The sequence below is a fragment of the Micromonospora sp. CNB394 genome, assembly GCF_000374985.1.
Taxonomy (GTDB): Bacteria; Actinomycetota; Actinomycetes; order Mycobacteriales; family Micromonosporaceae; genus Micromonospora; species Micromonospora marina.
On record NZ_KB895846.1, the window covers coordinates 76612 to 102640 of the forward strand.

A 26029-nucleotide genomic window follows, 5' to 3' on the forward strand; every position below is an offset into this window, starting at 1 on the left:
CATCGTCGCACCCGTGAGGTAAGACAGGGTGGGGCGGAACACACACCAGGGCCGTCCTGTCCCGACACGCCCCAAGCACGCGTGACCGGACCCCAAACCGGACGGGGAGCGGTATGGCTCACAGCACCAAGGCCCGGCGGCGACGAGGACGGCAGCCGGTGATCTCACCGGTCCTGCGCCCGGCGCTCTGGTCCGCCCTCCTGGGGGCGGTCGCGGCCGCGGCGCTCGCCACACCCGCCTGGGCCGACCCGCTACCCGATGTCGTGCCCGACACCGGCTCCCGGCCCCAGGCCACCGGCCCCCTGCAACTGCCCGGCTCGTCCGGCACCGTTCCCGGCGTGCCGGGCACCGTCCCGGGCACCGTCCCGGTTCTGCCCGGCGTCGCCGTCCCGGGCGGCACGGCGGGCCTGCCGGGCACCACCGGCGTCACCGACCCGGCCGACGGCCCGCTGATCGCGCAGATCAACCAGCTCGACGCCCGGGTCACCCAGCTCGGCGAGGAACTGCTCCGGATCAAGACCGAGCGGGACGCCGTACAGACCGAGCTGGCCCAGTCCGCCGCCCGCCTCAAGGAGGCCCAGGACGCGCTCGCCCGCGCCCGGGACAACGCCAAGAGCGCCGCCGCCGACGCGGTCAAGGCCGACGCGGCGCTGCCGCCCGGCGAGTTCGGCGCCAGCCTGCGCGACTTCGCCAACCTCCAGCGGATCACCCGGGGCGACCGGGCGGAGGGCGCCACCACGTCGGTGACCGGCGAACTCCTCCGCGCCACCGGTGCCGAGGAGGCCGCCCGGAAGGCACACGAGTCGGTTCAGCGCCGGGCCACCGAGAAGGCCGGGGAGTACACCCGTGCCGAAGGCGACCTCCGCAGGCAGGAGACCACCCTCGTCGCGCTGCGCAAGGAGAACACGGCCAAGCTCCTGGAGATCGAGCGCCTGGCGGAGGCCGCCGAGCAGAAGCTCGGCACCTCGTACGTGGTCGACCAGAGCATCGACGGCCTGGTGGCGGAACCGCGGGCGCTCGCCGCCGTGCGCTACGCCCTCGCCCAGCTCGGCGACCCCTACCTGTGGGCCGCGGAGGGCCCGGACCGGTTCGACTGCTCCGGCCTGGTGCTCGCCTCCTACCAGGCGGCCGGTTACCGGGGTCTACCCCGCGTCGCCAAGGACCAGTACTTCGCCACCCGTTCCCGCACCGTCTCGCCGAACGCCCTGCTCCCCGGTGACCTGCTGTTCTTCGCCTCGGGCAGCAGCTGGACCAGCGTCCACCACGTCGCCATGTACATCGGCAACGGCAAGATGGTGGAGGCGCCGCGGACCGGCGACGTCGTCAAGATCTCGGTGGTCCGCTGGTCCCGGCTCTACGCCGCGACCCGGGTGATCGGAGCCGTACCCGCCCCGGCCACCCCCGCCCCGCCGCCGACCGTGCCGGCCACGCCGAAGCCGTCGACGACCCCCAAGCCCACGCCGACGACGCCGAAGCCGTCGGCCACGCCCAAGCCCACGCCGACCACGCCGACGCCCACCACGCCGACGCCGACGCCGAAGCCGACGCCGACGACGTCCAGCCCGGCGCACAGCACGCCGCCGCCGAGCCCGACCGACTCGCCGGACCCGACGCCGAGCCAGAGCGTGAGCGCCGAGCCGGACACCAGCAGCGCCGCGCCGAGCAGCAGCAGTGCCGCCCCGTCGAGAAGCAGTGTCGCCCCGTCGAGCAGCACGTCCGGCAGCGGCTCGGCCAGCCCGACCAGCAGCGCCGACTGACCCAACCGCCACTCCGGCTGTGCTCCCGGGCCGGAATATGGCACGGTGAGATCCAGGCACTTCCGGTCGGCGCCACGGCCGGAGGCGAGCGTGGGTGCGGAGGGGCGAGATGGGCGAGCAGGACGTTCCGGCGGAGAGGGTCCACCCCGGACCGACGCCCGGCCCCGCCGAACCGGCCGGCGACGACGACCACGGCTCGGCCACACCCGGGCCGGTAGCCGTCGCGCGGGCGCGGGTGTCGGTCGCCGGCTCGGCCGTGCCGCCGCCCGCCGGTGACGAACTGCCGATTCCGCCGGCCGGTCCCACGACGTACCGGGCGGGCACCCCGGCGGACACCCCACCGCCGCTGGACCGGCGCCTTCCCGGCGCCACCGTGCCGCCGTCGAGCTGGTCCGCCTTCGAGGTGGCAGAACGCCAGTCGACGCCCCCGCCCGCCGTCCCGCCGTCCGGCACGGCATCCGAGCCCGCCGCCGCATCGGCGGGGGACGACGACGCCTCTCCGGGTACGCCCGCCAGCGCTCCCGCGGCCATCCCGGCGCCCCGCGTCTCCGGTTCCGCGCGCGTGCCCGCGCCCGCTCCGCCCGTCGCCGATTCGGCGGCTGTGGGCGCCGCAGAGCCGGCCGGCGCCGGGAGCCGGCCGGACGACCGGCCGGACCACGACACCGCACCGGACCGGGCCGACGGGACCGCCTCCGAACCACGCAGCGACTCGGCAACCTCCCCCGCCGGAACCACCGGGGGCCCGGCGGCCGGGCCCGTCGAGTCCTCGCCGGCCACGCCGGTCACCGCGCCGTCGGCCGGGCCCGCTGGCTCCCCGCCGGTCACGTCCGCCGGCTCCCTGCCGCATGAGTCCACCGATTCTCCGCCGTCCTCCGCGGCCGACCGCCCGGCTTCACCCACCGGCGCTGAGCCAGCCGCGCCCGCGCCCGCGCGGGCCAGCGCGTCGGTGCCCGGCCTGAGCCGCGTCTCCGCCGAGGAGGTCGCCGCCTCCGTGGTGGCCGCGCCGCCCGCCGCCGCCACCGTCTACCGGGCCGGACCGGTGCACCCGGAACCGCCGGAGCCGGTCCAGCCGCCGGAGCCCGCGCAGCCTCCGGCGCCAAACGGCCCGGAGCCCGAGCCGGCACCGACCCCGGTGCCCGGCCCGACGCCGCCCTCGCCCGAGCCGCCGTCGCCCGAGCCGGAGCCCCCGCTCCGGCCCACGCCGCCCCTGCCCACGCCGCCCGCGCCCGCCCCCGCGCCCACCCCGCCGAAGCCCACGCCCGGGCCGGTGCCACCGGTCCCCGGGCCGCCGGTGCCGCCGCCGGGTCCGCCCGTACCTCCGCCACCGCCCCCGCCGGGTCCGATGCCCGCGCCGCCGTTCCCGCCGCCACCGGCGATGACCGGCGGGCCGGGCCCGCTGCCCGCGCCGCTGTTCCCCGCCCCGGCGGCCGGGCCGTCGTTCCCGCCCGCGCGGGCCGCCACGCCCGGCACGCCGGACGGTGCGCTGCCGTCGTGGGCCGCCGCGCCCGTGTCGGCACCGCCGCCGCCCGTGGTGCCGGCCCCGGCGCTGCCGACCTGGCCACCGCCGGCCACGCCCGCCCGCGACGCCGACACGACCCGTCCGGTACGCCCGCAGCCCGCCGGCCCCGATCTCGGCACCACCGCGTACGGCGGGACCGACGGGCCCGGTTTCGCCACCGTGTCGTTCCCGCAGGGCAACCCGCTGGAGAACTCGGGATCGCTGACCGGGCACATCCTGGCCCAGGGCTGGTCCGAGGAGAGCCCGGCGGCCCGGGCCGGCAACACCAAGGTGATCATCGTGCTGGCCGTCGCGATGACCATGCTCATCGCGATCAGCCTGCTCGTGGTCTTCCTGGCCAACGACGCGCTGAGCGGGCTGACCGGGACCGCGCTCATCGAGTGACAGGGGTGAGCCCGCCCACTACCTCCTCGCGTTGCCGTGGCGGAGTCGGCAGTGCGCCGTACACTTGTCTGCGATCACTGACCCGGCGCGCCCCGACTGCGCGCCCATGGGCGATCTTGCGGGCGATTCGGCGGCGTGACAGGCCGCGGCGGGCCATCGCGAAGATGCGCCCCGCTCGAGAGGTATTTCTTGACCACGTTCGCTGAATCCAGCACGTCCCCGTCCGTCGACCCGACGCCCGACACCGTCGACTTCGCCTCGCTCGGCCTGCCCCGGCAGGTCGTCGAGGCGCTCGCCCGGCAGGGCATCACCACCCCGTTCGAGATCCAGCGGGCCACACTGCCCGACTCGCTCGCGGGCCGCGACGTCCTCGGCCGCGGCCAGACCGGCTCGGGCAAGACGCTCGCCTTCGGCCTGCCGGTGATCGCACGGCTCGCCGACCGCAACCGCGCCCGGCCGCTGTACCCGCGCGCCCTGGTCCTGGTCCCCACCCGCGAGTTGGCCATGCAGGTCAACGACGCGCTCGTGCCGCTCGGCAAGGCGGCCGGCGTGTTCCTGAAGACCGCCGTCGGCGGTGTGCCGTACGACCGGCAGATCGACGCGCTGCGCCGCGGCGTGGAGATCATCGTGGCCACCCCGGGACGGCTCGGCGACCTGATCGAGCGCGGCGTGTGCCGCCTCGACGACGTCGAAATCACCGTGCTGGACGAGGCCGACCAGATGGCCGACATGGGCTTCCTGCCCGAGGTCACCCAGCTGCTGGCGAAGACCCCGGCGGACGCGCAGCGACTGCTGTTCTCGGCCACTCTGGACAACGACGTCGACGCGCTCGTCAAGCGGTTCATGACCGACCCGGTCACCCACTCGACCGCACCGGCCACCGCCGCCGTGTCCACCATGGATCACCACCTGCTGCTGATCCCGCCGCACGACAAGTTCGCGGTCGCCGCGTCCATCGCCGCCCGCGAGGGCCGCACCATGCTGTTCGCCCGTACGCAGCTCGGCGTGGACCGGCTCGTCGAGCAGCTCGCGGCCGTCGGCGTACGGGCCGGCGGGCTGCACGGTGGCAAGACCCAGCGCATGCGCACCCGGACGCTCGCCGAGTTCCGCGAGGGCCGGACGCCCGTGCTGGTCGCCACCGACGTGGCGGCCCGGGGCATCCACGTCGACGGCGTCTCGCTGGTGCTGCACGTGGACCCGCCGAAGGACCCCAAGGACTACCTGCACCGGGCCGGCCGTACGGCCCGCGCCGGTGAGTCGGGCGCGGTGGCGACGCTGGTGCTGCCTAAGCAGCGCCGCACCACGCTGGCCATGATGGAGAAGGCGGGCGTCGAGCCGGCCGAGACCCGGGTCCGGGCGGGCGACGAGGCGCTGGCCGAGCTGACCGGCGCGCGTGAGCCCAGCGGCGTACCGGTCCGGGACGAGCCGGAGCCGCGACGCGGCGGCGGCTCGCGCCGCTTCGGCGACCGCGACGGCCGCGGCTTCGACCGGGGCGGACGCGGTTTCGGCGGCGGACGCGACTTCTCCGACCGGGGCGAGCGCCGGTTCGGCGACCGTGACGGCCGGGGCGAGCGCCGGTTCGGCGACCGGCCCGCGGGTGAGCGGTCCGGTGACCGGTTCGCGGACCGCGACGGTGACCGCCGGTTCGGCGACCGGCCGGCCGGCGAGCGCTACTCGGGCGAGCGGTCCGGCGGCGAGCGCCGCTTCGGGCGGCCGGAGCGCCGCGACGACCGCAGCTTCGGCGACCGGGGCGAGCGCTTCGCTGACCGGCGGTCCGAGGGCCGGAGCTTCGGCGAGCAGCGGTCCGACGACCGCGGCCAGCGCTTCGGCGGCCAGCGCGGCGACGACCGGCGATTCGGCGAGCGGTCCGACCGGCCGTACGGCGACCGGCAGCGCCCGGCGACCGGACGCGACGGGTACGACCGCGACGAGCGGCGGTACGACGACCGGCCGAGTGGCTCGCGCGGCTTCGGTGACCGGCGCCAGGACGACCGTCCGCACGCCGAGCGGCGTTTCGCTGACCGGGGCGACGCGCGTCCGGCCGAGCGCCGGGCCGGCGGTTTCCGGGCCGAGGGGCGGGGCCGGGACGACAGGCGCGGCTTCGGCGGTCGCCCGCCGGCACGTACCCACTGATCTGAGCGCACCCACCGCCGCCGCCGAGCATCCGCTCGGCGGCGGCGGTGCGTCTGGGATGATGTCGGCTCCCGTTCTAGCTGCGCGGGGTGAGGACTGGATACCGCCGGGTCGGCTCATTCCACAGTGACAGGCGATGACGAGGCCGCCAGTCGGGCGGTGGCGTCGGGATGGTTTTTTCGATGGTCTGCCGGAGGCTGCGCCGGGCGGACCGGCCCCACGACCAGGCGACCCAGCAGCCGAACGCCTGGGCGATGACGGCGGCCAGCAGCAGCCCGGTGCCGATCGGGTCAGACATTGCGCACCGACCGCAGCCAGCCCAGGAACCGGATGTGCATCTCGGCGGGGTCCGGCGGCTCGGAGTGGAGCCTGGTCAGGTCATCGGTTGCCTGCCGCATCAGGGCAGCCAGATCGACGGCGAGGTGGCGTCGGTCGTGCTCGTAGTCAGCGACCAACTCGACCTTGGCGTTCTCGCACGGCCAGTTGAGCAGGTCTGCCGTACAGACCCACAGGGGTTTCAGCGGAGCGTGGCGCTGGGTCACTCGGGGCCTCCTGCATGGGTCGGCTTCCAGGTGGCACCCCCGCCCGCCGCGAAACTCGCCACCGGACGGGGGGCCTGATCCATCGCACCCCGGCGAATACCCCCTGTCAACCATGGCACGCCCTATAGGGCAGGTGTTTTAAATGGCAGGCCCTTTAGGGCAGGCCCTAATGGGTAGGCCCGACGGTGCCTACCTTCATGGTCATGGGCGAGGTTCCGGGCCCGCTCGTCGGAGCGGCTGAGATTCAGGCGATGCTGGGCGTGAGCCGTTCACGGTTCCGGCAGATCGTCCTGATGCCCCATTTCCCCGCGCCGTTCCAGACACTGATCGGCGGTTCGGTGTGGCTGCGCTCCGACGTCGAGAAGTACATCCGCGAGTACCGACAGCCCCGGGCAGCGGACGACGACGAGTAGGCCCCACGGCCCGCCTCCCGTGGCCACCCTCAGACGAGCCCGAGGGCTCCGTCAATCACTACGACTGCGGCTGCTCCTCCAAGGTCTGCCCAGTTCGACGGTTCATCGGCGACCAGCCAGACCTGCCGGCAGTTGCGAGCCTGCCGCAGGTCGCACTCGTCCTTGCTGGCGGCCGGCAACCAACCCGCCACCCTCCCCTGCATCAGGTCCACGGCCCCTGCGGGATCCAAGCCCGATTCGCGAGGGGCACCAAGGCGTTGGGGCGCCCCTCGGCTTACCTCGTGCCAATATCGGCGGGCCAACGTAGGTGGGGTCATTTGTTCGCGTCGCCATAGTCGGGTCAGTCCGCTCCTACCTTCGAAGTCGTGACCAAGGAGACGGGACCGGGCGAACTTGTCGCGGCCGGTGAGATCTTGAAGATGCTCGGCGTGGGCAGGTCGAGGTTCCGCGAGATCCGGCGGCACCCCGCATTCCCCGCGCCGTATCAAGAACTGTCGGTAGGCGCGGTCTGGTTGAAGCGCGACGTCGAGGAGTACATCCGCGAGTACCGACAGCCCCGGGCAGCGGACGACGACGAGTAGGCCCGACGAGGCATGACCAGTACGTCTCCCGACTCCTTTCGGCGGGTGAGACGACCACGCCCGTACGGGCCCCGCCGGGTCGCGTAACGTCCGGTCCATGCCGAAGTCGCTCTTCTGGACCCGGACCGACACCGCCGGCTCCGAGCACGTCGTGCTCGACGGCCCAGGGCTCACCGCGCAGGGTGTGGCGCTCGCCGTCGATCCGATCCCGTACACGTGCCGGTACCGCCTCAGCGTCGGGCCGGACTGGTCGACGAACCGGCTGGAGGTCGAGTCCGAGGGCGCGGGCTGGTCGCGGAGCGTACGCCTGGAGCGGGGCCGGGACGGGTGGCGCGTGCGTACCGGCGAGGAGGGTGACCTGGACGCGGCGCTGAGCGCGGCGGGCCATCCACCGGCGGGCCTGCCGGGCACCGACGACCCGGGGCGGCTGGCCGAGGCGCTCGACGTCGACCTGGGCGGTTCCCTGTTGACGAACACGCTGCCGATCCGGCGGATCGGGCTGGGGCGGCTACCCGCCGACCTGGCGACCGCCGTGACTGTGGCCTGGGTGCTGCTGCCCGGCTTGGCCGTGGTGCCCGCCGAGCAGGTCTACACCTCGCTGGGTCCGGGCCGGGTCCGGTTCGCGAGCGGCACGTTCACCGCCGACCTGGAGGTCGACCCGGACGGTTTCGTGGTGCGCTACCCGGGGCTGGCCGAGCGGGCCGACCCGCTCTGACCACCCGGCTCACGCCGCCGGCCAGGCGCCTTCGGTCAGGAACCGGTCGATGGTGGCGAGGTGCGGGGCGAGGTCGAGGCCCTGCGTGGCCACCCACTCGTCGGAGTAGTAGGTGTCGCCGTACCGGTCGCCCGGGTCGCAGATCAGCGTGACCACCGAACCGGTACGCCCGGCCGCGCGCATCTGCGCGATCAGCCCGAACGCGCCCCACAGGTTGGTGCCGGTGGAGCCGCCCACCCGGCGGCCGAGCACCGCCGAGCCAGCCCGCATCGCGGCGAGCGACGCGGCGTCCGGCACCTGCACCATCCGGTCCACCACGCTGGGCAGGAAGGACGCCTCGACGGTGGGCCGCCCGATGCCCTCGATCCGGGAGCCGCGGCCGGTGCGCACCGACCAGTCACCGGCCTGCCAGGCGGGGTAGAACGCGGAGTTCTCCGGGTCAACCACGCAGAGCTTGGTGGGCAGCCGCCGGTAGCGGGCGTACCGGCCGATGGTGGCGCTGGTGCCGCCGGTGCCGGCGCCGACCACGATCCAGGCGGGCACCGGGTGCCGTTCCAGCGCGAGCTGGGCGTAGATCGACTCGGCGATGTTGTTGTTGCCCCGCCAGTCGGTGGCCCGCTCGGCGTAGGTGAACTGGTCCATGAACCGGCCGCCGCTGTCCTCGGCGAGCCAGCGCGCCTCCACAACGACCTTCGACGGGTCGTCCACCAGGTGGCAGCGCCCGCCCTGGAACTCGATCTGGGCGATCTTCTCCGGCGACGTGGAGGCGGGCATGACCGCGATGAACGGCAGGCCGAGCATCCGGGCGAAGTACGCCTCGGAGACCGCCGTCGAGCCGGACGACGCCTCGACGATCGTGGTGTCCGGGCCGATCCAGCCGTTGCAGAGGCCGTAGAGGAACAGCGAGCGGGCCAGCCGGTGCTTCAGCGAGCCGGTGGGGTGCACCGACTCGTCCTTGAGGTAGAGGTCGATCCCCCACTCGCGGGGCAGCGGGAAGGGCAGCAGGTGGGTGTCGGCGGAACGGTTGGCGTCCGCCTCGACGGTGGCGATCGCCTCGGTCACCCAGCGCCGGCTGGCCTCGTCGCACCGGTCGAGATGAGTCACGTCGGCAACGTTACAAGCGAGGTGGGCTCGGGTTCTCCCGGACCCGGCGGGCCTGCCGCCGCTGACCGGCCCGCGCGGCCACCCGCTCCGGCGTGAGCAGCGAGCCGGTGAACGACGCCAGCGCTCCCGGGTCGTCCAGCTTGTCGTGCAGCATCGGCGTCCAGATCCCGTCCGGGCACAGACACGACACGTGTACGCCCCGGACACCGGCCATCCGCAGGTCGCTCAGGATGCCGAGGCTGAACGCGAGCAGGGCGTGCTTGCTGGCCGCGTACACCGTCTCGCCCGGTGCGGCGATCAGCCCGGCCAGGGAGACGACGTTGAGTACGTGGCCGCGGCCCTGCTCCCGCATCACCGCGACGGCGGCGAGCGTGCCGTTCATCGCGCCGAGCGCGTTCACCTCGACCAGCGCGCGGCGGGTCCGGGCGTCGTGCGCCCAGGACGGGCCGGTGACCAGGACGCCCGCGTTGTTCACCCAGAGCCCGAGGCCGCCGGGCGCGGCCGCCGCCTCGGCGGCGACCTCCGCGCATGCGGATTCGTCGCGTACGTCGAGCGGGCGGGACCAGCCACCCAGCGGCGCGGCGGCAGCCGCCACGGCCCCGGCGTCGGTGTCGGTGAGCAGCACGTTCCAGCCGTCGGTGTGCAGCGCGGTGGCGATCGCCCGTCCCAGCCCGCCGGCCGCTCCGGTCACCACTGCGGCACCGCGTCCCGCGCTCGTCATCGGCGCACGGTAACCGCAACCCCCGGCCCTGGGCCAGAGGCGTCAGGCGGTGGGTGGTTCCAGCGGCTGCGGGCGGTTCTCCCACTTGGTCGACAGGGCGATGCTGGTGCGGGTGGACGCCACACCGGCCGTCCGGTTCAGCCGGACGATCAACTGCTCCAGCTCGGCGATCGTGCCGACCCGCGCCTTGAGCAGGAAGGACTCGACACCGGCCATGAAGTAGCAGGACTCGATCTCGGGGATGCGGCGGAACGACTCCAGCACGTCGTCGGTGTCCGCGTCGGAGTCCTCGATGATCCCGATGAGCGCCGTCACGCCGAGCCCGATCGACTCCGGCTCGACCTCGGCCCGGTACGCCCGGATCACGCCGCTGGACTCCAGCTTGCCGACCCGCTCGTGCACGGCCGGGGCGGAGAGGCCGACCTGACGGGCCAGCTCGGCGTACGACAGACGGGCGTTGCCCCGCAACAGCTCCACGAGGCTCAGGTCGATCGTGTCCACGGAGAGTGACCCTATCCGTTTGTCGGGCACGGAACACTGTCGGTACCCGTGGATCAACCCTGCACAAACGTACGATCACGGGGGTTCTCCGCCGGTACCATTTCCTAACCTTCCCAGTGTGTGCGTTTTTCGCGTTTGGCGGACACGTCCGGTAGCCGGTGCTGTAATTGCCATACGTCCCTCATGACGGCTCTGGGCTCGCACCGGCCGGGGGCAGTGTGTTCAGCCGGGGGCTTCGTCGACGCGAGGAGGGGGCTGTGGACACTGGAGATCGCCTGCTGACACCGGGTGAGGTCGCTGCGCTTTTTCGGGTGGACCCGAAGACCGTGACCAGATGGGCAGCGGCCGGCCGGATCGGCAGTATCCGGACTCCAGGAGGGCACCGCCGGTTTCGGGAATCCGAGGTGCGGGCCCTGCTCGAGGGGGAGGGCATGCTGGACGAGGCGGAGGACATGGGCAAGGCCCGCAACATGGGCCCGACCGCTTCCACCGGCCCCGGACCGGCCAACGCCGGCATGTACTGAACGTACGGGGCGCGGTCCGGCCGAGGGCCGCGCCCCGTACGCCGGCAACCGGGTCCGTCAGTCCGGATCCGTCTCCCGGCGACCGGCGGCCAGTTCGCCGGACCACCGCCGGAACAGCGTGTGCTCGACGCCGAGCGCGTCGAGCACCTTCCCGGCCACGAAGTCCACGAGCTGCCCGGCGGACGCCGCCGCACCGGCACCGTAGAAGCCGGGACTGGCCGGCAGCACCACCGCGCCCGCGTCGTGCAGCGCGATGAGGTGTTCCAGGTGACTGCGGGTGACCGGCGTCTCCCGGGGCACCACGACGACGGGGCGGCGCTCCTTGAGGTTCACCTCGGCGGCGCGCTGGAGCAGATCCTTCGACAGCCCGATGGCGATGCCGGCGCACGCGGCGGTGCTGGCGGGCACCACCGCCATGCCGCGTACCGGGTAGGAGCCGCTGCTGGGGCCCGCGGCCAGGTCACCGGCGGGCCAGTGCCGCAGGTCCGCGCCGGTGAGGTCGCGGTCGAGCCAGGCAGCCAGGTCCTCGGTCCAGTGTGCGTCCCGGAAGGGCCGGCCGGTCTCGTCCAGCACTGTCAGCCGGGCCGCCCGGGAGACGACCAGGTCCACCGCCTGGCCCGCGTCGAGCAGGCCCCGGACGACAGCCGCCGCGTACGGCGTCCCGGACGCGCCGGAGACCCCCACCACCCATGGTTCACGCATGCCTCAAGCGTGCCTGGTCGTCGCGGGTGGCGGACGACGACCCCCCGTTCGGGCGGCACGCCCGGGATGTCCGGCGGGTTCGCGGAACTTCCCGCGACGTGAAATTCTTCGCTCGGCGATAAATGTCCACGGAAGGGCCGGTGATGACGGCGGCGGTGCTGCGGAGCCTCCGCTCCGGCTGCCCCATCCCGCCCCGCCTCTCCCCGTACGCGGACGACGTGCAGGGCTGGCTGGTGGAGCAGGTCGACCGGCTCGGCCTGCCGGCTGACCCGGCGAAGCGGCGTCGGCTGGCCCGGGCCGGTTTCGCCCGGTACGCCGGCCGCCTCTACCCGGACGCCACCGAGGCGGACCTGCGCGTGCTGACCGCGTTGTTCACCTGGTTCTTCCTCGTCGACGACGCCTGCGACGGGCGGGACGGGCTGACCCCGCCGCAGATCCGCACGCTGCGCGACGGCGCGCTCGCATTGCTGCGCGAGGGTCCGCGCGCCCGCCATCCGGGCTTCTCCGGCCCGCTGCGCCGGCTGCTGGTGCAGGCGTGGCGCGAGCCGCGCCGCCGGATGCCGGCCCGCTGGCGGCTGCGGTTCGCCGACGCGGTCGCCGACCACCTCGACGGGGTGTACCGGGAGGCCACCGCCACCACGTCCGGCCGTCCACCGGGCGTCGCCGAGTACGTGCGGCTGCGCCGGGCCACGTCGGCGGCATACGTGTCGTACCCGCTGATCGAGTTCGCGTCCGGGCGTGCGCTGCCCGACGCGGTCTACCACCATCCGGCGCTGCGGCGGCTCGCCGCCCTCGCCAACGACCTGCTGTCCTGGTTCAACGACATCGCCTCGCTGGAGCACGACCGGGCCACCGGCGGCGGGCACAATCTGGTGCTCGCGACGGCCGCCGAACGAGGTGTGCCACTAGCGGCGGCGGTCGACCTGGTGGCCGGGCACTGGCGTGCCGAGATGGACCGGTTCGTGGTGCTCCGGGCGGCGGCGCCGTCGTTCGGCCCGACGCTCGACGACGCCGTCGCCTCCCATCTCGACGGGCTGGCCGCCGCCGTGCGAGGCACCGTCGACTGGACGCTGGAGAGCGCCCGCTACCCGGTCGCCGCGGCGACCTGATCCGGCGCCCGGCGCTCCGGCGCTCCGGTGTTCCGGCTCAGGGCCGCAGGCCGAGCCGGATCACCAGGTCGAGCAGCGCGAGGACGAACAGCGCGATGCCGACGAAGCCGTTGGCGGTGAAGAACGCCCGGTTGACCTTGCTCAGGTCGGTGGGGCTGACCACCATGTGCTGGTAGGCGAAGGCGACAGCGGTGAGCGCCAGCCCGATCCACCACAGCCAGCCGAAGCCGACCCACGCGCCGAACCAGATGAACAACGCGAACGTCACCACGTGGGCGACCGTGGAGGCGTGCAGCGCGAAGCGGCGGCCGTACCGGGCGGGGACGCTGTGCACCCCGATCTCCCGGTCGATCTCCGAGTCCTGGCAGGCGTAGATCAGGTCGAAGCCGCCGATCCAGAGGCCGACCGCGACACCGAGCAGCCAGGCCGGGCCGGACCCCTCGAACGTGCCGGTGACCGCCAGCCAGGCGCCGACCGGGCCGACCGCCTGGGCCACCCCGAGGATGGCGTGCGGCCAGTTGGTGAACCGCTTGCCGTACGGGTAGACCACGAGCGGCACCACGGCGAGCGGCGCGAGCACCAGGCAGAGCGGGTTGAGCAGGGCGGCGGCGGCCAGGAACACCACGAGCGCGACGGCCGCGCCGGTCCAGGCCGTCCGCACGCTCACCGCGCCGGTGACCAGTTCCCGGTTCGCGGTACGCGGGTTCCGCGCGTCGATCCGCCGGTCGAGGATCCGGTTCGCGGCCATGGCGAACGTCCGCGCGCCGACCATCGCCACGGTGATCAGCAGCAGGTCTCCCCAGTGCACCCGGCCACCGTCGAGCTGCATGGCGGTCAGCGCCGACAGGTACGCGAACGGCAGCGCGAAGATCGAGTGCTCGATGGCGACGAGCTTGAGGAAGGACGCGACCCGGCCGGGTCGTTCCTGTACTGCCGCCGTCATCAGATCCCGTATTCCTTCCAGCGCTTGTCGACCAGCGAGACCACCTCGGGCGACATCCGCATCTCCTCCGGCCAGCCCCGGGTGTAGCCCTCCTCGGGCAGCTTGCGGGTCGCGTCGATGCCCGCCTTGCCACCCCAGAACTGCTGGTACGAGGCGTGGTCGAGGTGGTCCACCGGCCCTTCGGTGACCATCAGGTCACGGGCGTAGTCGACGTTGCCGAAGGCGCGGAACGCGACCTCGTTGTAGTCGTGCACGTCGCAGTCCTCGTCGACGATCACGATCAGCTTGGTCAGCGACATCATGTGCGCGCCCCAGATCGCGTTCATGACCTTCTGCGCGTGCTTCGGGTAGCGCTTGCGGATCGACACGATCGCGCAGTTGTGGAAGACCCCGGCGGCGGGCAGGTCGTAGTCGACGATGTCCGGGATCAGGAAGCGCAGCAGCGGCGCGAAGATCCGCTCGGTGGCCTTGCCGAGGCCGTGGTCCTCCTGCGGCGGCTGGGACGTGACGATCGAGTGGTAGACCGGGTCACGCTGCATGGTCATGCACTCGACGTGCATCACCGGGAACGGCTCGACGGGCGTGTAGAAGCCGGTGTGGTCGCCGAACGGGCCCTCGGGCAGGCGCTCGCCCGGCTCGATGTAGCCCTCCAGCACGATCTGCGCGTGCGCCGGCACCTGCAACGGGACGGTCAGGCAGTCCACCATCTCGACCCGCTCACCGGCGAGGAACCCGGCGAACAGGTACTCGTCGATGTCGGCGGGAAGCGGCGCGCTGGCCGAGTACGCCACCACCGGGTCGGCACCGATCGCGATCGCCACCGGCAGCCGCTGGCCGAGCCGCTCGGCGACCGCGTGGTGCGCGGTGGAGTTCTTGTGGATCTGCCAGTGCATGCCGATGGTGTTGTGCGAGTGCTGCTGGAGCCGGTAGAGCCCGAGGTTGCGCTTGCCGGTCTCCGGGTGCTTGGTGTGGGTCAGCCCGAAGTTGTGGAAGATCCCCCCGTCACCGGGCCACACCTGCAACCCGGGCAGCCGGTTCAGGTCGACGTCGTCGCCCCGGTAGACCACCTGCTGGCAGGGGGCGGTCTTGACCTTCTTCGGCGGCATCGACTTGAGCTGCATGACCTTGCCCAGGCCGCCCATCATCCCGGAGAAGCCCTGCGGAAGCTCCGGCTTGAGCATGTCGCCGATCCGCTCGCCGATCTCGTCGAGGTGCTCCACCCCGAGCGCCATCGCCATCCGCTTCTCGGTGCCGAACAGGTTGATCGCCACCGGCATCTCGCCCCGGGTGGGCCGTTCGAACAGCAGTGCCGGCCCACCGGCCCGGACGGTGCGGGTGACGACCTCGCTGATCTCCAGCGTGGGGTCGACCGGCGCGCTCACCCGCCGCAGCTCGCCCGCACGCTCCAGCGCCGCGAGGAAGTCCTTCAGATCGGTGTACGGGAAGCGAGCCGCCATACCACCATCCTCCCGTACCCTCCTGCGGAGGTAAGGACGGGCCCCCTTTTAACGCCTCCGGTAGAGGAAGGGCCCCTTCTTAACATCCGCAGCTCAGGCCGCGGGCGTCCAGGCGTACGCCATCAGCGGCTCGTCGAGCGGGGCCCCGGTGAGCCGGTTCGCGAACGTGGAGATCGTGTACGTGCCGACGCCGAGCACCACGTCCAGCGCGTGCCGGGGCTGCCATCCGGCGGCGAGCAGCGCGTCCAGGTCGGCGTCGGGGACCGCGCCCCGGTGGTCGAGGACGGCGACGGTGAACCGGCGCAGCGCCTCCAGCCGGGGGTCGGGCAGCGTCGCGCCGGTCCGCAGCGCCTCGATCAGCTCGGGCGCGGCGGCGTGCCGGACGAGCGTCGCGGTGTGCATGGCGACGCAGAGGTGGCAGCCGTTGCGGGTGGCGACCGTCAGCACGACCACCTCCCGGGCGACCGGGTCCAGGTCGGTGGCCTCGAACGCGGCGTTGGCGGCGAGGAAACCCTTGAGCAGTTCGGGCGAGCCGGCCATCAGGCGCACGGCGGCGGGCAGGTGGCCCAGCATGCGGCGTACGCCGGCCATGACCGGGCGGGCGGCGGCGGGCGCGGTGTCCGGCTCGTACGCGATGAAGCGGGACATGACAGGGCCCCTCTCGTAAGATGGTCAACGTGGTTGACGAAACAGTAAACGTGGTTGTCGAACATGGCAACGCCTGACCGCCCCGGCTTCGCGCTGCCGCTGCTCCTGCTCGCCGGCTTCCGTACGCTCGTCGACGACCTGCACGCCGAGTTGGCCCGGCAGGGGCACCCCGAACTGCGCCCGGCCCACGGCTTCGTCCTCCAGTCCGTCGGCCCGGCCGGCACCACCGCCTCCGACCTCGGGCAACGCCTCGGCGTCTCCAAGCAGGCCGCGGGCAAGACGGTGGACCGGCTGGTCGCGCTCGGCTACCTGGAACGCGTGGACGACCCCGCCGACGCCCGCCGCAAGCTCGTACGGATGACCGCGAAGGGCCGCGACGGGCTGCACCGCTCGGCAGCCGTCTTCGACGAGTTGCGCGATCAATGGGCGGCCACGCTCGGCGCGGACCGGATCGCCGCCATCGAGGACGACCTGCGCCGGATGGTTCCCGCCGACGTGTTCCGCCTGGACGTGCCCGGCTGGTTCGGCGGATGACTTCGTCACTGACAGCCTCACCCGGCGCGGGTCATCATCGGCGGATGGACGACGCGTACGTGGTGGGTGACCCGGACGGCCTGAGCCAGCTCCAGGCCGAGATCCGCGACGCGGTGGCCCGCGAGCTGCACGCCCAGTTCGCGCTGCGGGCGGACCGCCTCGAACTGGCCGACCTGCCGGAGGTGGCCTACCAGGTCACGCGCCGGGTGGACGAGGTGCTCAGCGCTCGCCCGGTCACTCCACCCCGGCGTACGAGTGCAGACCGGTGAAGAAGAAGTTCACCCCGAACAGGTTCATCATCACGGTCAGGAAGCCCACGATGGCGATCCAGGTGGCCACGTTGCGCTTCACGCTCGGCGTGGCCCGGGCGTGCAGGTAGCCCGCGTACACCACCCAGGAGATGAACGCCCAGGTCTCCTTCGGGTCCCAGCCCCAGGCGCGGCCCCAGGCCGCCTCGGCCCAGATCGCGCCCGCGATCACCGCGAACGTGAAGACCGGGAACGAGAAGGCGTGCAGCGTGAAGGTCAGCCGCTCCAGCCCGGCCGCCGCCGGGAGGCGGCGGGCCAGGGTGTACGGGAAGCTGCGCCGGCCCTGCTCCCAGCCGTTCCGCATCAGGTACGCGGCGGCGGGCACCACGCCCAGCAGGAAGATGCCCGAGGCGAAGATGATCGTCGAGACGTGGATGATGAACCACCACGACTGCAGCGCCGGCATCAGCGGCTCGACCTGCACGTAGAGCTTCAGCTCGGCGAACGCCAGCAGCAGCACCATGACAAGCGTCAGGAACAGCCCGAGCCGGCGCAACCCCGGCTGCTTCCAGAGCACCACGAGCCAGGCCGCCACCCCGATCCAGGTGCCGGTCAGCACGAACTCGTACATGTTGCCCCAGGGCATCCGGTCGGCGGCCAGGCCCCGGGTGACCACGGCGCCCAGGTGCAGCGCGGCGCCCAGCACGATGAGCCAGGCGGCGATCCGGCCGGCCAGCACGGCCCGCGCGGCGGAGCGGTCCGGACGCTGCGGCGCGGCCGGGACGACCGGCTCGTCGATCACGCCGCCGCCGACACCCGCGCCGACCAGCTCCCGCGCCGGTGCGGCCGCCGGCACCCTCCGCGCGTTGCCCAGCGCGAACTCCACGGCGTGGCTGATCATCGCGATCAGGTACGCCAGGATCGCGAACGTGACCAACTGGTCGGAGAGTGCGACCATCACTCGTCTCCTTCTCGCGCCCGCCGCGCGTCCGGCGCGTCGCCGCTCACCGCGGCGACGAGCTGCGCGAACTCGTCGGCGAACCCTGGGTGCTCGGTGCGCGGCAGCCCACCGGCCTCCACCAAACTACTACCGCCCGTCGGAGATCCACCCTCGGGGGGCGGAACCCGGAACCAGACCCGGCGCCGCCGGGCGAACAGCGAGCCCATCAGGCCCAACAGCAGCGTCCCACTGGCCACCAGCAGCAGCGTCTGCCCGGGTGCGTGCCGCACCGAGATCGTGATGTACGGCTCGGTGCCGACGAACTCCAGCGTGCTGCCGTCGTCCAGGGTCCACTTCTCCCCCGGCCGCAGCAGCTTGGTGCCGATCTCCTTGAGCTTGCCGTCGTCGAGCTGCCGCTTGTCCAGCTCGTAAACCGAGCCGGGGATGCCCGCGTCCAGCCCGAGGTTGCCCCGGTACGCGAGCAGGTTCACCGCCGGATCTCGTTCCTCGGGCCAGGCGGAGCGGACGGGAGGGCCCTCGGCCGGCACGGTGGGCAGGTAAAACCCGTCGAAGGCGATCTGCTGGTCGGCGGCGCGGACGCCGGTCGCCGGGTCGACGTTGGCGTCCGGGAAGATCGCCACGCCCTCCTCGGTCGCGTTCGAGTCGCCGGTTCGCAGGAACGGGGTCCGGCTGGTCTGACTCCGGCCGTACTTGTCGGTGTACCTCAGCACCGGCGCGTAGCCGTTGCCGAGCAGGTAGACGTTCGCCGAGCCGAGCCGAAGCGGCGAGTTGACCGAGAACCCGGCGGTCCGTTCCGCGCCGCCGGGCTCGTCCACGGTCACCGTGGCCCAGTAGCGGGACGCCAGCCCGGACGGCAGGTAGTCGGCCTCGAACTTCTCCAGCGTCAGGCAGAACGGCGGCAGGTCGGAGCTGTCCACGCGCGGGCCGAGCGACGCCTCGGCGTACTGCTGGCGGGTGTTGCAGAACGCGTTGTCCGCGCCGGCGACCAGGATGCGGTTGCCGTGCCAGCCGTACCAGGAACCGAGCGCCACCCCGAGCAGGACGGCGACCAGCGACACGTGGAACAGCAGGTTGCCGGTTTCCTTGAGGTAGCCCTTCTCGGCGGAGACCTCGTTGCCGCGCACGACGACCCGCCAGCGGCGGCGGCGCAGCACCGCCGCGATCGCCTCCGGATCGGCGGCGGCCGGAGCCTCCAGCACGGCGTGCTGGGGCAGCCGGGCGAACCGCTTCGGCGCGGCCGGCGGCTTCATCCGCAGCGCGCGGACGTGGTCCCGGGCCCGGGGCAGGATGCAGCCGATCAGCGAGGTGAACAGCAGCAGGTAGATCGCGGAGAACCAGACCGACCCGAAGACCTCGAACGCGCCGATCCGGTCGAGCCGCAGCGCCAGATCGGGGTGGTCGACGAACCACTGGTCGACCCGTTCCGGGTTGACGCCGCGCTGCGGCAGCACCGAGCCGGGGATGGCCGCGACGGCGAGCAGGAACAGCAGGATCAGCGCCGTACGCATGCTGGTGAGTTGCCGCCACGAGTTGCGCAGCAGGGCCAGCACCGGGTTGACCCGCCGGGGCGCCTGTGCGGGTGGGGTCGACGGCCGATCGTCCACGGTCGTCATCAGATGCTCACCTCGCCCACGCCCACGTTCGTCTGCAGCCAGATCACCACGTTCACCCAGCCGCCGGTGATCAGCGCCAGGCCGATCGCGATCAGCAGCGCGCCGCCGATCCGGGTGACCCAGCGGCTGTTGCGCCGGACGGCGCGGAACACCCCGAGCAGGCGCTGGAAGCCCAGCCCGAAGACGACGAACGGTATCCCCAACCCGAGGCAGTACGCCACGGCGAGCAGCACGGCCCGGTCGGTCCCGCCCTCGGTGGCCGCCATGCCGAGCACCGCCCCGAGCGTCGGGCCGGTGCAGGGCAGCCAACTGAGCGCGAATACCGCGCCGAGCACCGGCGCGCCGAGCAGCCCGGCGGCGGGCAGCCAGCGGATACGGAACTCGCGCTGCATCCCGGGGATCACACCCAGGTAGCCGAGGCCGAGCACCACCACGAGCACACCGATGACGATCTCCAGCGTGCGCTCGTACCGGAAGAAGAGCTTGCCGACGCCGGAGAAGAGAATCGCGGTGGCGACGAACACGACTGTGAAGCCGGCGATGAACAGCAGCGTGCCGGCGAGCACCCGGCCCTTGACGGCGGCGGTGGTCCGCTGCGGCGCCGCCCGCTCGGCGACGCTCACGCCGCCGCCCGCGCCGCCTGCGCCGCCTGCGCCGCCTGCGCCGCCTGCGCTGGCGGCGGTGTTAATAGGGGGCCCTTCCTCTACCGGAGGCGTTAACAGGGGGCCCTTCCTTGCACCTTCCAGGTCGGAGCCGGCCAAACCCGTCACGTACGACAGGTAGCCGGGCATCAGCGGGAGCACGCACGGGGACAGGAAGCTGACCAGTCCGGCCAGTGTCGCCGCACCGACCGCGAGCAGCAGCGGGCCGGACTCGGCGAGCTGGCGGAACGTCTCGCCCATCAGCGGGCGCCGTTCGGCGGCGGCGCCTCGGCGGCGATCTCCTCGACGATCGGCCGCAGTTCGTCGCGGGTGACGGCCCGGCGGATCACGACGGCGATCCGGCCCTCGCGGTCGAGCACGACGGTGGCCGGGGTGGTGTTCGGCGGGATGTCGAAGTTCAGCGCCTGCCGGCTGGCCGGGTCGAAGATGCTCGGGTACGTGACCCGGCCCTCCTCGAAGGCGATCGCCTTGTCCTTGCTGTCCTGCACGTTGATGCCGAGGAACGTCACGCCGGAGCCCTTGGTGGCCTGGTAGGTGGCCTCCAGGTCGTCCGCCTCGGCGCGGCAGGGCGCGCACCAGGAGCCCCAGAAGTTGACCACGACGGCCTGCCCGCGGTCGCGGGAGATGTCGTAGCTGCCGCCGGTGAGCAGTTCACCGCTCACCTTCGGCGTCTTGGAGCGCTGGTCGGGAGCGCAGGTGACGGTCGAGCCGTCGGCCGCGCACCGGCTCTCCTGGGTGCCGGAGGAGCAGCCGACCAGCGCCGTACCGGCGGTCACGGCGGCGAGCAGGGCGGCAGCGATCCTCCGGGTGAGCATCAGGCCCCCTTGGCCGTCCGGGCGGTCGGCGAGATCGACACGAGGTGGGCCGCCGGCTCGGAGTACCCGATTCCGACGATCTTGGCGCCGTCGAAGTGGAACGAGGTGAGGCTGGCCAGACCGCACTGGCGGCGGCGCGGGTCGTGCCAGAGTCGCTTGCGTTCGACGTGCCGGCGCAGCGTCCAGATCGGGAGCTGGTGCGACACGAGCACCGCCTCCCGCCCCTCGGCGGCGACCCGGGCGGCGTGCAGGGCGGCGAACATGCGCTCGGCGATGGCCCGGTACGCCTCCCCCCAGGACGGGGTCATCGGGTCGCGCAGCACCCACCAGTTGCGCGGGTCGCGGAACGAGCCGTCACCGGGCGAGACCTTCTTGCCCTCGAACCAGTTCGCGCTCTCGATCAGCCGCTCGTCGACGCCGACGGAGAGGCCGAACTGCGCCGCGATCGGCTCGGCGGTCTGCTGGGCGCGCTCCAGCGGGCTGGCCACGACGTGCACCACGGTCCGGTCGGCGAGCGCCTGCGCTGCCGCCTTGGCCATCTGCACGCCCAGCTCGGAGAGGCGGAACCCGGGCATCCGGCCGTAGAGGACGCCGTCCGGGTTGTGCACCTCGCCGTGCCGCAGCACGTGTACCACGGTCTCCGCCATTAGTTACCCCCCGCTTCCTGCCGCTGCCGCCGCCCGCGCCGCCACCGGCAGTGCGGCGGCGATCTGCTCCCACGCCGCGTCGTCGATCGCGGCCGAGACGAACCACGATTCGAACGCGCTCGGCGGCAGGTAGACGCCGCCGGCGAGCATCGCGTGGAAGAACGTCTTGAACGCCGGCACCACCTGGGTGCGGGCGCTGTCGTAGTCGTGCACGTCCGCGTCGGTGAAGAAGACCGAGAACATGTTGCCCGCGGTGGAGAGCCGGTGCGGCACGCCCGCCTCGGACAGTGCCTCGGTGGTCAGCTTGCCCAGCGTGGCGGCGGTCTCGTCGAGCCGCCGGTAGAGCGCGTCGTCGGCCAGCCGCAGCGTGGCCAGCCCGGCCGCGCAGGCCAGCGGGTTACCGGACAGCGTGCCCGCCTGGTAGACCGGGCCGGCCGGGGCGAGCTTCGCCATGATCTCCGCGCGCCCGCCGAACGCCGCGGCGGGCAGGCCGCCACCCATGACCTTCCCGTACGTCCACAGGTCCGCGTCCGACGGGTCGAGGCCGTGCCACCCGGCGCGGGAGACCCGGAACCCGGTCATCACCTCGTCGACGATGAGCAGTGCGCCGTTGGCGTGTGCGATCCGGGCCAGCTCGGCGTTGAAACCGTCGCGGGGCGCGATGACGCCCATGTTGCCGGCGGCGGCCTCGGTGATGATCGCGGCGATGTGCTGCCCCTCGGCGGCGAACGCCTCCTCGACCGCGCGCAGGTCGTTGTACGGCAGCACGATGGTGTCGCCGGCCGCCGCGCCGGTCACGCCGGGCGAGTCGGGCAGGCCGAACGTGGCCACGCCGGAGCCGGCCGCGGCGAGCAGCGCGTCGGAGTGGCCGTGGTAGCAGCCGGAGAACTTGATGATCTTGGACCGGCCGGTGAAGCCGCGGGCCAGCCGGATCGCCGACATGGTCGCCTCGGTGCCGGAGTTGACCAGGCGGACCTGCTCCACGGGCGTCCGCGCGATGATCTCCTCGGCCAGGTCGACCTCGCCCGGCGTCGGGGTGCCGAAGCTGGTGCCGAGCCCTGCCGCCGCACGCAGCGCCTCCACCACGGCCGGGTGCGCGTGGCCGAGGATCAGCGGGCCCCAGGAGCAGACCAGGTCGACGTAGCGACGACCGTCGGCGTCGAAGAGCCACGGACCCTCCCCCCGCACCATGAAGCGCGGGGTGCCGCCGACGGCACGGAACGCGCGCACGGGAGAGTTGACCCCACCGGGCACGACGGCCTTGGCGCGGTCGAACAGGGCCTCGGAGGCCGGGGCGTCGGCCGGGTAGCGGCCGGATCCGGCGGAATGCGTCTCGGTCACGATGAGGCCATTGTGTCAGCGCCGGAGTGCTGCCCGGCAGCCACCCCGCGACGGGGGTTACCAGGCTCACCCGCCTGAGCGGCGCGACGGGCCGACGGCGATCCGCTCGACAGGCCCGCCGGTCGAGATCGCGATAGGCTGACCGGGTGGATCGTGCCGAGCTGTCCATCACCGTACACCGGACGGGTGACGAAGCAGTGCTTCGCCTGGCCGGTGAGATCGACATGCTCACGGCCGCCCAGCTCTCGACGGTGGTCAACGAGGTGCTGACGGATCCGCCCCCGCGCATCGTGCTCGACCTGGGCGGAGTCACGTTCTGCGACTCGCAGGGTCTCGGCACGCTCGTGGTGCTCAGCCGCAAGGCCAGTCACACCCAGTGCCTGCTGATCCTCACCAACGTCGGCGACTTCCTGATCCGCGTCCTGGACATCACCGGCCTCCGCAGCGCCCTGATGATCCGCAACGAAGCCACCCCGTAGCCCCGCCGCTTCCTCCCCGCGATCCTGCACGTGCGGCCCCGCGTCGCAGCCACTGGTCCAGCTCCAGCACCGCGCCGACTGCCCGAGCAGCCCGCAGACCGCCAGCACCACCCAGGCGGCCGACGCGCGACCGGGCACGGCGGCCCGGCCGGCGGCTGAACCGTCAGCGGGTGTTGCCCCAGCGCGCCTGCTCCAGCAGCTGAACCGCGCGTTCCCGGGTCGACGGGTCGTCGTCGGCGCGCAGCAGCGCCGTGGCCTCGTCCACCGCGTCGGTCAGGTGCCGCCACTGGAGGTCGCGCTCCCGCACCAGGTCCGACTGGGCGGCGAGCTGCCGCGTCTTCACCCACAGGTCGACGAAGACCGTCACCTTGGCCCGCAGCACCCACGGGTCGAACGGCTTGGTCAGGTAGTCGACCGCACCGGCCGCGTAACCGCGCAGCGCGAGCTGGGCGTCCTTGTCCGCGGCGGTCAGGAAGATGATCGGTACGTGCCGGGTACGCTCACGCCGCTTGATGTGGGTGGCGGTCTCGAACCCGTCCATGTCCGGCATCTGGGCGTCCAACAGGATCACCGCGAAGTCGTCCACCAGGAGCTGCTTGAGCGCCGCCTCGCCGCTCTCCACCGCGACCGACTGCACCGGGAGACCCTGGAGGATCGCCTCCAGTGCCATCAGGTTCTCCCGCCGGTCGTCCACCAGCAGGGCCTTGGCCGTCTGCGTCACGCGTTCTCCTCGCCTCGGCTCCGGCCGATCCAGGACGCCATCAGTTCGATCAGCTCGTCCAGGTCCACCGGCTTGGTGATGTAGTCGCTGCCGCCGGCGCTGAGCGCCGACTCCCGGTCACCGGGCATCGCCTTCGCGGTCAGGAACACGATCGGCAGGTCCGCGAACCGGTGGTTGCGGCGGATCTGCGCGGTCGTCTCGTACCCGTCCTGGTCCGGCATCATGGCGTCCATCAGGACGATGTCCACCTCCGGGTGCTCGGCGAGCTGGCGGACGCCGTCCGCCCCGTTGTCCGAGTACAACACGGTCATCCCGTGCAGTTCCAACGCGGACGTCAGCGCGAACACGTTCCGCACGTCGTCGTCGATGATCAGCACGGTCACGCCGTCCAGGCGGCGGGTGGCGGGCGTCTCCTGCGGCTGCGGCAGCTCCATGGGCATGAGCAGCGACGACGGCAGGCCCGCGCGGCTCGGCGACGGCGGCGCCGGTGCCACCACCGCGTCCGGTGCCAGCACATCGGGTACGAAGAGCGTGAACGTCGAACCCTGACCGGGCGCGGACGAGACGGTGATCGTGCCGCCGAGCAGGCGGGCCAGGTCCCGGCTGATGGACAGCCCGAGGCCGGTGCCGCCGTAACGCCGGCTGGTGGTGCCGTCCGCCTGCTGGAACGCCTCGAAGATCAGCGACAGCTTGTCGTCGGAGATTCCGATGCCGGTGTCGATCACGGTGAACGCGATCACCCGCTGCGCGTTCGTCAGCGCGGGCACGTCGAAGACGGCGTTGTCGGCCGCCGGGCCGATCCGCAGCGTCACCGCGCCGTTGTCGGTGAACTTCACCGCGTTCGACAGCAGGTTGCGCAGGATCTGCTGCAACCGCTGGGCGTCGGTGACCAGCGCGGGCGGCAGGTCGCGGCTGACCCGCACCTGGAAGTCCAGGCCCTTCTCCTCGGCCTGCGGCGCGAACGCCTGCTCGACGTAGCCGCGGATCTCGGCGAACTGGATCTCGGTGGGCTCCACGTCCATCCGGCCCGCCTCGATCTTGGACAGGTCGAGGATGTCGTCGATCAGCGACAGCAGGTCGGACCCGGCGCCGTGGATGGTCCGGGCGAACTCGATCTGCTTCGCGCTGAGGTTGCGCTCCGGGTTCTCGGCCAGCAGCCGGGCCAGCAGGAGCAGCGAGTTCAGCGGCGTACGCAGCTCGTGGCTCATGTTCGCCAGGAACTCCGACTTGTACGCCGACGCGCGGGTGAGCTGCTGCGCCTTCTCCTCCAGGCCGAGGCGGGCCAGCTCGATCTCCCGGTTCTGCGTCTCGATGTTGGCCTTCTGCTCGGACAGCAGCTTCGCCTTGTCCTCCAGCTCGGCGTTCGTTCGCTGCAACTCGGCCGACTGGTCCTGCATCTCGTGCGCCAGCCGCTGCGACTGCGCCAGCAGCTCCTCCGTACGCCGGTTGGCCTGGATGGTGTTGACCGCGACGCCGATGGTGAGCACCAGCCGCTCCAGGAACGCCAGGTGCAGCTCGGAGAACGTGGCCACGCCGGCGAACTCGATCACGCCGAGCAGCTCGCCCTCGAACTGGACGGGCAGGACCACCAGGTCGGCCGGAGGCGTGTCGGCCAACCCGGACCGTACGACGAGGCGGCCGTCCGGCTGCGCCTTGACCCGGATCGTCCGGCGCGACAGGGCGGCCTGCCCGACCAGCCCCTCACCCGGGCCGAACGTGACGTCGTGGCCGCGTGCCACGTACCCGTAGGAGGCGGTGAGCCGCAGCCGCATGCTGCCCTCGGAGCTGTCCGCCAGGAAGAACGCGCCGAGTTGCGCGTCCACCAGCGGGGTCACCTCCTGCATGATCATCCGGCAGACCTCGCCCAGGTCGCGCTGCCCCTGGAGCAGACCACCGATCCGGGCCAGGTTCGAGTCGAGCCAGCCCTGCTCGGCGTTCTTCTTGGTCGTCTCCCGGAGGGTGACGATCATCTGGTTGATGTTGTCCTTCAGCTCGGCGACCTCGCCCTGCGCCTTCACGTTGATCCGCTGGGTCAGGTCGCCACGGGTCACCGACGTGGAGACCTGCGCGATCGCGCGCAACTGCGTGGTCAGGGTCGAGGCGAGCTGGTTGACGTTCTCGGTCAGGTCACGCCACGTACCGGACACGCCCTTGACCTGGGCCTGACCGCCCAGCTTGCCCTCGGTGCCCACCTCGCGGGCCACCCGGGTCACCTCGTCGGCGAACGACGACAGCTGGTCCACCATCGTGTTGAC

28 protein-coding genes are annotated in these 26029 nt (G+C 72.7%); 11 read left to right on the forward strand and 17 right to left on the reverse strand.

Features of this window, described 5'->3' with window-relative positions:
• The first annotated feature begins 113 nt into the window (after nt 1-113).
• The 3 genes from C569_RS0121610 to C569_RS0121620 all read left to right on the forward strand — a co-directional run bounded on the left by C569_RS0121610 (nt 114) and on the right by C569_RS0121620 (nt 5793).
• A complete protein-coding gene (locus tag C569_RS0121610) occupies nt 114-1757 on the forward strand; it encodes a C40 family peptidase (RefSeq protein WP_026268465.1) in 1644 nt (547 codons plus the stop codon).
• Nucleotides 1758-1866: 109 nt separating this feature from the next.
• On the forward strand, nt 1867-3660 hold the full coding sequence (locus tag C569_RS0121615; RefSeq protein ID WP_026268466.1) for a hypothetical protein: 1794 nt from the start codon (nt 1867-1869) through the stop codon (nt 3658-3660).
• A gap of 189 nt (nt 3661-3849) precedes the next feature.
• On the forward strand, nt 3850-5793 hold the full coding sequence (locus C569_RS0121620) for a DEAD/DEAH box helicase (protein ID WP_018787843.1): 1944 nt from the start codon (nt 3850-3852) through the stop codon (nt 5791-5793).
• Between the two features lie 76 nt (nt 5794-5869).
• Here the strand turns inward: C569_RS0121620 and C569_RS33320 are convergent, their stop codons facing one another.
• Both C569_RS33320 and C569_RS0121625 read right to left on the reverse strand, forming a co-directional pair.
• A complete protein-coding gene (locus tag C569_RS33320; protein WP_091046437.1) occupies nt 5870-6091 on the reverse strand; it encodes a hypothetical protein in 222 nt (73 codons plus the stop codon).
• Nucleotides 6084-6335: a hypothetical protein gene (locus C569_RS0121625; RefSeq protein WP_018787844.1), complete on the reverse strand. Its 252-nt coding sequence runs from the start codon at nt 6333-6335 to the stop codon at nt 6084-6086. Before C569_RS0121625 ends, C569_RS33320 begins: the two co-directional genes overlap by 8 nt.
• A gap of 203 nt (nt 6336-6538) precedes the next feature.
• On the opposite strand from C569_RS0121625, the gene C569_RS0121630 reads away from it, so the two are divergent.
• The 3 genes from C569_RS0121630 to C569_RS0121640 all read left to right on the forward strand — a co-directional run bounded on the left by C569_RS0121630 (nt 6539) and on the right by C569_RS0121640 (nt 8044).
• Entirely contained in the window at nt 6539-6748 is a 210-nt protein-coding gene (locus C569_RS0121630) for an AlpA family transcriptional regulator (protein WP_036346491.1), read from the forward strand.
• Nucleotides 6749-7113: 365 nt separating this feature from the next.
• Nucleotides 7114-7329, forward strand: a complete 216-nt coding sequence (locus C569_RS30740; RefSeq protein WP_018787846.1) for an AlpA family transcriptional regulator — start codon at nt 7114-7116, stop codon at nt 7327-7329.
• A 97-nt stretch (nt 7330-7426) separates the two neighbouring features.
• A complete protein-coding gene (locus tag C569_RS0121640) occupies nt 7427-8044 on the forward strand; it encodes a putative glycolipid-binding domain-containing protein (RefSeq protein ID WP_018787847.1) in 618 nt (205 codons plus the stop codon).
• Between the two features lie 9 nt (nt 8045-8053).
• Here C569_RS0121640 and C569_RS0121645 read toward each other — a convergent pair whose 3' ends face one another.
• The 3 genes from C569_RS0121645 to C569_RS0121655 are packed head-to-tail and all read right to left on the reverse strand — an operon-like array spanning nt 8054 to nt 10370.
• Nucleotides 8054-9148: a PLP-dependent cysteine synthase family protein gene (locus tag C569_RS0121645; RefSeq protein ID WP_018787848.1), complete on the reverse strand. Its 1095-nt coding sequence runs from the start codon at nt 9146-9148 to the stop codon at nt 8054-8056.
• A 10-nt stretch (nt 9149-9158) separates the two neighbouring features.
• Entirely contained in the window at nt 9159-9869 is a 711-nt protein-coding gene (locus C569_RS0121650) for an SDR family oxidoreductase (RefSeq protein ID WP_026268467.1), read from the reverse strand.
• A 42-nt stretch (nt 9870-9911) separates the two neighbouring features.
• Nucleotides 9912-10370: an Lrp/AsnC family transcriptional regulator gene (locus tag C569_RS0121655; RefSeq protein WP_018787850.1), complete on the reverse strand. Its 459-nt coding sequence runs from the start codon at nt 10368-10370 to the stop codon at nt 9912-9914.
• Nucleotides 10371-10627: 257 nt separating this feature from the next.
• Here C569_RS0121655 and C569_RS0121660 point away from each other — a divergent pair, with 257 nt between their 5' ends.
• Nucleotides 10628-10894: a BldC family transcriptional regulator gene (locus C569_RS0121660; RefSeq protein WP_013473529.1), complete on the forward strand. Its 267-nt coding sequence runs from the start codon at nt 10628-10630 to the stop codon at nt 10892-10894.
• Between the two features lie 57 nt (nt 10895-10951).
• On the opposite strand, the gene C569_RS0121665 is transcribed toward C569_RS0121660, so the two are convergent.
• On the reverse strand, nt 10952-11596 hold the full coding sequence (locus C569_RS0121665) for a UbiX family flavin prenyltransferase (protein ID WP_026268468.1): 645 nt from the start codon (nt 11594-11596) through the stop codon (nt 10952-10954).
• Between the two features lie 122 nt (nt 11597-11718).
• Between C569_RS0121665 and C569_RS0121670 the strand changes: the two genes are divergently transcribed.
• The gene (locus C569_RS0121670; protein ID WP_231394858.1) at nt 11719-12705 is read left to right on the forward strand and encodes a terpene synthase; all 987 of its coding nucleotides are present in this window, start codon (nt 11719-11721) and stop codon (nt 12703-12705) included.
• Nucleotides 12706-12742: 37 nt separating this feature from the next.
• Here the strand turns inward: C569_RS0121670 and mqnP are convergent, their stop codons facing one another.
• The 3 genes from mqnP to C569_RS0121685 all read right to left on the reverse strand — a co-directional run bounded on the left by mqnP (nt 12743) and on the right by C569_RS0121685 (nt 15753).
• Nucleotides 12743-13648 (reverse strand): menaquinone biosynthesis prenyltransferase MqnP, encoded by a 906-nt coding sequence (gene mqnP / locus C569_RS0121675; RefSeq protein ID WP_018787854.1) that lies wholly within the window; start codon nt 13646-13648, stop codon nt 12743-12745.
• A complete protein-coding gene (locus tag C569_RS0121680; protein ID WP_018787855.1) occupies nt 13648-15105 on the reverse strand; it encodes a menaquinone biosynthesis decarboxylase in 1458 nt (485 codons plus the stop codon). Before C569_RS0121680 ends, mqnP begins: the two co-directional genes overlap by 1 nt.
• A 93-nt stretch (nt 15106-15198) precedes the next feature.
• Nucleotides 15199-15753 carry a carboxymuconolactone decarboxylase family protein gene (locus C569_RS0121685; RefSeq protein WP_018787856.1) on the reverse strand — a complete coding sequence of 185 codons (555 nt, stop codon included), beginning with the start codon at nt 15751-15753 and terminating at the stop codon, nt 15199-15201.
• 63 nt (nt 15754-15816) lie between these two features.
• Here C569_RS0121685 and C569_RS0121690 point away from each other — a divergent pair, with 63 nt between their 5' ends.
• Together C569_RS0121690 and C569_RS0121695 are read left to right on the forward strand one after the other, a co-directional pair.
• Nucleotides 15817-16287 carry a MarR family winged helix-turn-helix transcriptional regulator gene (locus C569_RS0121690; protein WP_018787857.1) on the forward strand — a complete coding sequence of 157 codons (471 nt, stop codon included), beginning with the start codon at nt 15817-15819 and terminating at the stop codon, nt 16285-16287.
• Between the two features lie 44 nt (nt 16288-16331).
• A complete protein-coding gene (locus C569_RS0121695) occupies nt 16332-16556 on the forward strand; it encodes a hypothetical protein (protein WP_018787858.1) in 225 nt (74 codons plus the stop codon).
• Here C569_RS0121695 and ccsB read toward each other — a convergent pair.
• Genes ccsB through hemL form a run of 6 tightly spaced genes read right to left on the reverse strand, consistent with a single transcriptional unit; the run spans nt 16522 to nt 22574 of the window.
• Nucleotides 16522-17493, reverse strand: coding sequence for a c-type cytochrome biogenesis protein CcsB (gene ccsB, locus C569_RS0121700; protein ID WP_018787859.1), 972 nt, complete (start codon nt 17491-17493; stop codon nt 16522-16524). The two genes, C569_RS0121695 and ccsB, sit on opposite strands and share 35 nt — an antisense overlap.
• Nucleotides 17493-19109: a cytochrome c biogenesis protein ResB gene (locus tag C569_RS0121705; protein ID WP_018787860.1), complete on the reverse strand. Its 1617-nt coding sequence runs from the start codon at nt 19107-19109 to the stop codon at nt 17493-17495. Before C569_RS0121705 ends, ccsB begins: the two co-directional genes overlap by 1 nt.
• The gene (locus C569_RS0121710) at nt 19109-20011 is read right to left on the reverse strand and encodes a cytochrome c biogenesis CcdA family protein (RefSeq protein ID WP_018787861.1); all 903 of its coding nucleotides are present in this window, start codon (nt 20009-20011) and stop codon (nt 19109-19111) included. The genes C569_RS0121705 and C569_RS0121710 overlap by 1 nt, the downstream gene beginning before the upstream one ends.
• Nucleotides 20011-20586, reverse strand: coding sequence for a TlpA disulfide reductase family protein (locus C569_RS0121715; RefSeq protein ID WP_018787862.1), 576 nt, complete (start codon nt 20584-20586; stop codon nt 20011-20013). The genes C569_RS0121710 and C569_RS0121715 overlap by 1 nt, the downstream gene beginning before the upstream one ends.
• A complete protein-coding gene (locus C569_RS0121720) occupies nt 20586-21233 on the reverse strand; it encodes a histidine phosphatase family protein (protein WP_018787863.1) in 648 nt (215 codons plus the stop codon). The genes C569_RS0121715 and C569_RS0121720 overlap by 1 nt, the downstream gene beginning before the upstream one ends.
• A gap of 3 nt (nt 21234-21236) precedes the next feature.
• Nucleotides 21237-22574: a glutamate-1-semialdehyde 2,1-aminomutase gene (gene hemL, locus C569_RS0121725; RefSeq protein WP_018787864.1), complete on the reverse strand. Its 1338-nt coding sequence runs from the start codon at nt 22572-22574 to the stop codon at nt 21237-21239.
• Nucleotides 22575-22720: 146 nt separating this feature from the next.
• Between hemL and C569_RS0121730 the strand changes: the two genes are divergently transcribed.
• On the forward strand, nt 22721-23053 hold the full coding sequence (locus tag C569_RS0121730) for an STAS domain-containing protein (RefSeq protein WP_018787865.1): 333 nt from the start codon (nt 22721-22723) through the stop codon (nt 23051-23053).
• 163 nt (nt 23054-23216) lie between these two features.
• On the opposite strand, the gene C569_RS0121735 is transcribed toward C569_RS0121730, so the two are convergent.
• Entirely contained in the window at nt 23217-23774 is a 558-nt protein-coding gene (locus C569_RS0121735; protein ID WP_018787866.1) for a two-component system response regulator, read from the reverse strand.
• Nucleotides 23771-26029: ATP-binding protein (locus tag C569_RS0121740; RefSeq protein WP_018787867.1), on the reverse strand; the 2259-nt coding region annotated here is incomplete at its 5' end. The genes C569_RS0121740 and C569_RS0121735, both read right to left, overlap by 4 nt.

Bases quoted from the DNA above. Each gene is read 5' to 3' on its own strand.
- C569_RS0121610 (WP_026268465.1), top strand. From the start codon at position 114: ATGGCTCACAGCACCAAGGCCCGGCGGCGACGAGGACGGCAGCCGGTG.
- C569_RS0121615 (WP_026268466.1), top strand. From the start codon at position 1,867: ATGGGCGAGCAGGACGTTCCGGCGGAGAGGGTCCACCCCGGACCGACG.
- C569_RS33320 (WP_091046437.1), bottom strand. From the start codon at position 6,091: ATGTCTGACCCGATCGGCACCGGGCTGCTGCTGGCCGCCGTCATCGCC.
- C569_RS0121630 (WP_036346491.1), top strand. From the start codon at position 6,539: ATGGGCGAGGTTCCGGGCCCGCTCGTCGGAGCGGCTGAGATTCAGGCG.
- C569_RS0121640 (WP_018787847.1), top strand. From the start codon at position 7,427: ATGCCGAAGTCGCTCTTCTGGACCCGGACCGACACCGCCGGCTCCGAG.
- C569_RS0121650 (WP_026268467.1), bottom strand. From the start codon at position 9,869: ATGACGAGCGCGGGACGCGGTGCCGCAGTGGTGACCGGAGCGGCCGGC.
- C569_RS0121665 (WP_026268468.1), bottom strand. From the start codon at position 11,596: ATGCGTGAACCATGGGTGGTGGGGGTCTCCGGCGCGTCCGGGACGCCG.
- C569_RS0121670 (WP_231394858.1), top strand. From the start codon at position 11,719: ATGTCCACGGAAGGGCCGGTGATGACGGCGGCGGTGCTGCGGAGCCTC.
- mqnP (WP_018787854.1), bottom strand. From the start codon at position 13,648: ATGACGGCGGCAGTACAGGAACGACCCGGCCGGGTCGCGTCCTTCCTC.
- C569_RS0121680 (WP_018787855.1), bottom strand. From the start codon at position 15,105: ATGGCGGCTCGCTTCCCGTACACCGATCTGAAGGACTTCCTCGCGGCG.
- C569_RS0121685 (WP_018787856.1), bottom strand. From the start codon at position 15,753: ATGTCCCGCTTCATCGCGTACGAGCCGGACACCGCGCCCGCCGCCGCC.
- C569_RS0121690 (WP_018787857.1), top strand. From the start codon at position 15,817: ATGGCAACGCCTGACCGCCCCGGCTTCGCGCTGCCGCTGCTCCTGCTC.
- C569_RS0121695 (WP_018787858.1), top strand. From the start codon at position 16,332: ATGGACGACGCGTACGTGGTGGGTGACCCGGACGGCCTGAGCCAGCTC.
- ccsB (WP_018787859.1), bottom strand. From the start codon at position 17,493: ATGGTCGCACTCTCCGACCAGTTGGTCACGTTCGCGATCCTGGCGTAC.
- C569_RS0121705 (WP_018787860.1), bottom strand. From the start codon at position 19,109: ATGACGACCGTGGACGATCGGCCGTCGACCCCACCCGCACAGGCGCCC.
- C569_RS0121710 (WP_018787861.1), bottom strand. From the start codon at position 20,011: ATGGGCGAGACGTTCCGCCAGCTCGCCGAGTCCGGCCCGCTGCTGCTC.
- C569_RS0121715 (WP_018787862.1), bottom strand. From the start codon at position 20,586: ATGCTCACCCGGAGGATCGCTGCCGCCCTGCTCGCCGCCGTGACCGCC.
- C569_RS0121720 (WP_018787863.1), bottom strand. From the start codon at position 21,233: ATGGCGGAGACCGTGGTACACGTGCTGCGGCACGGCGAGGTGCACAAC.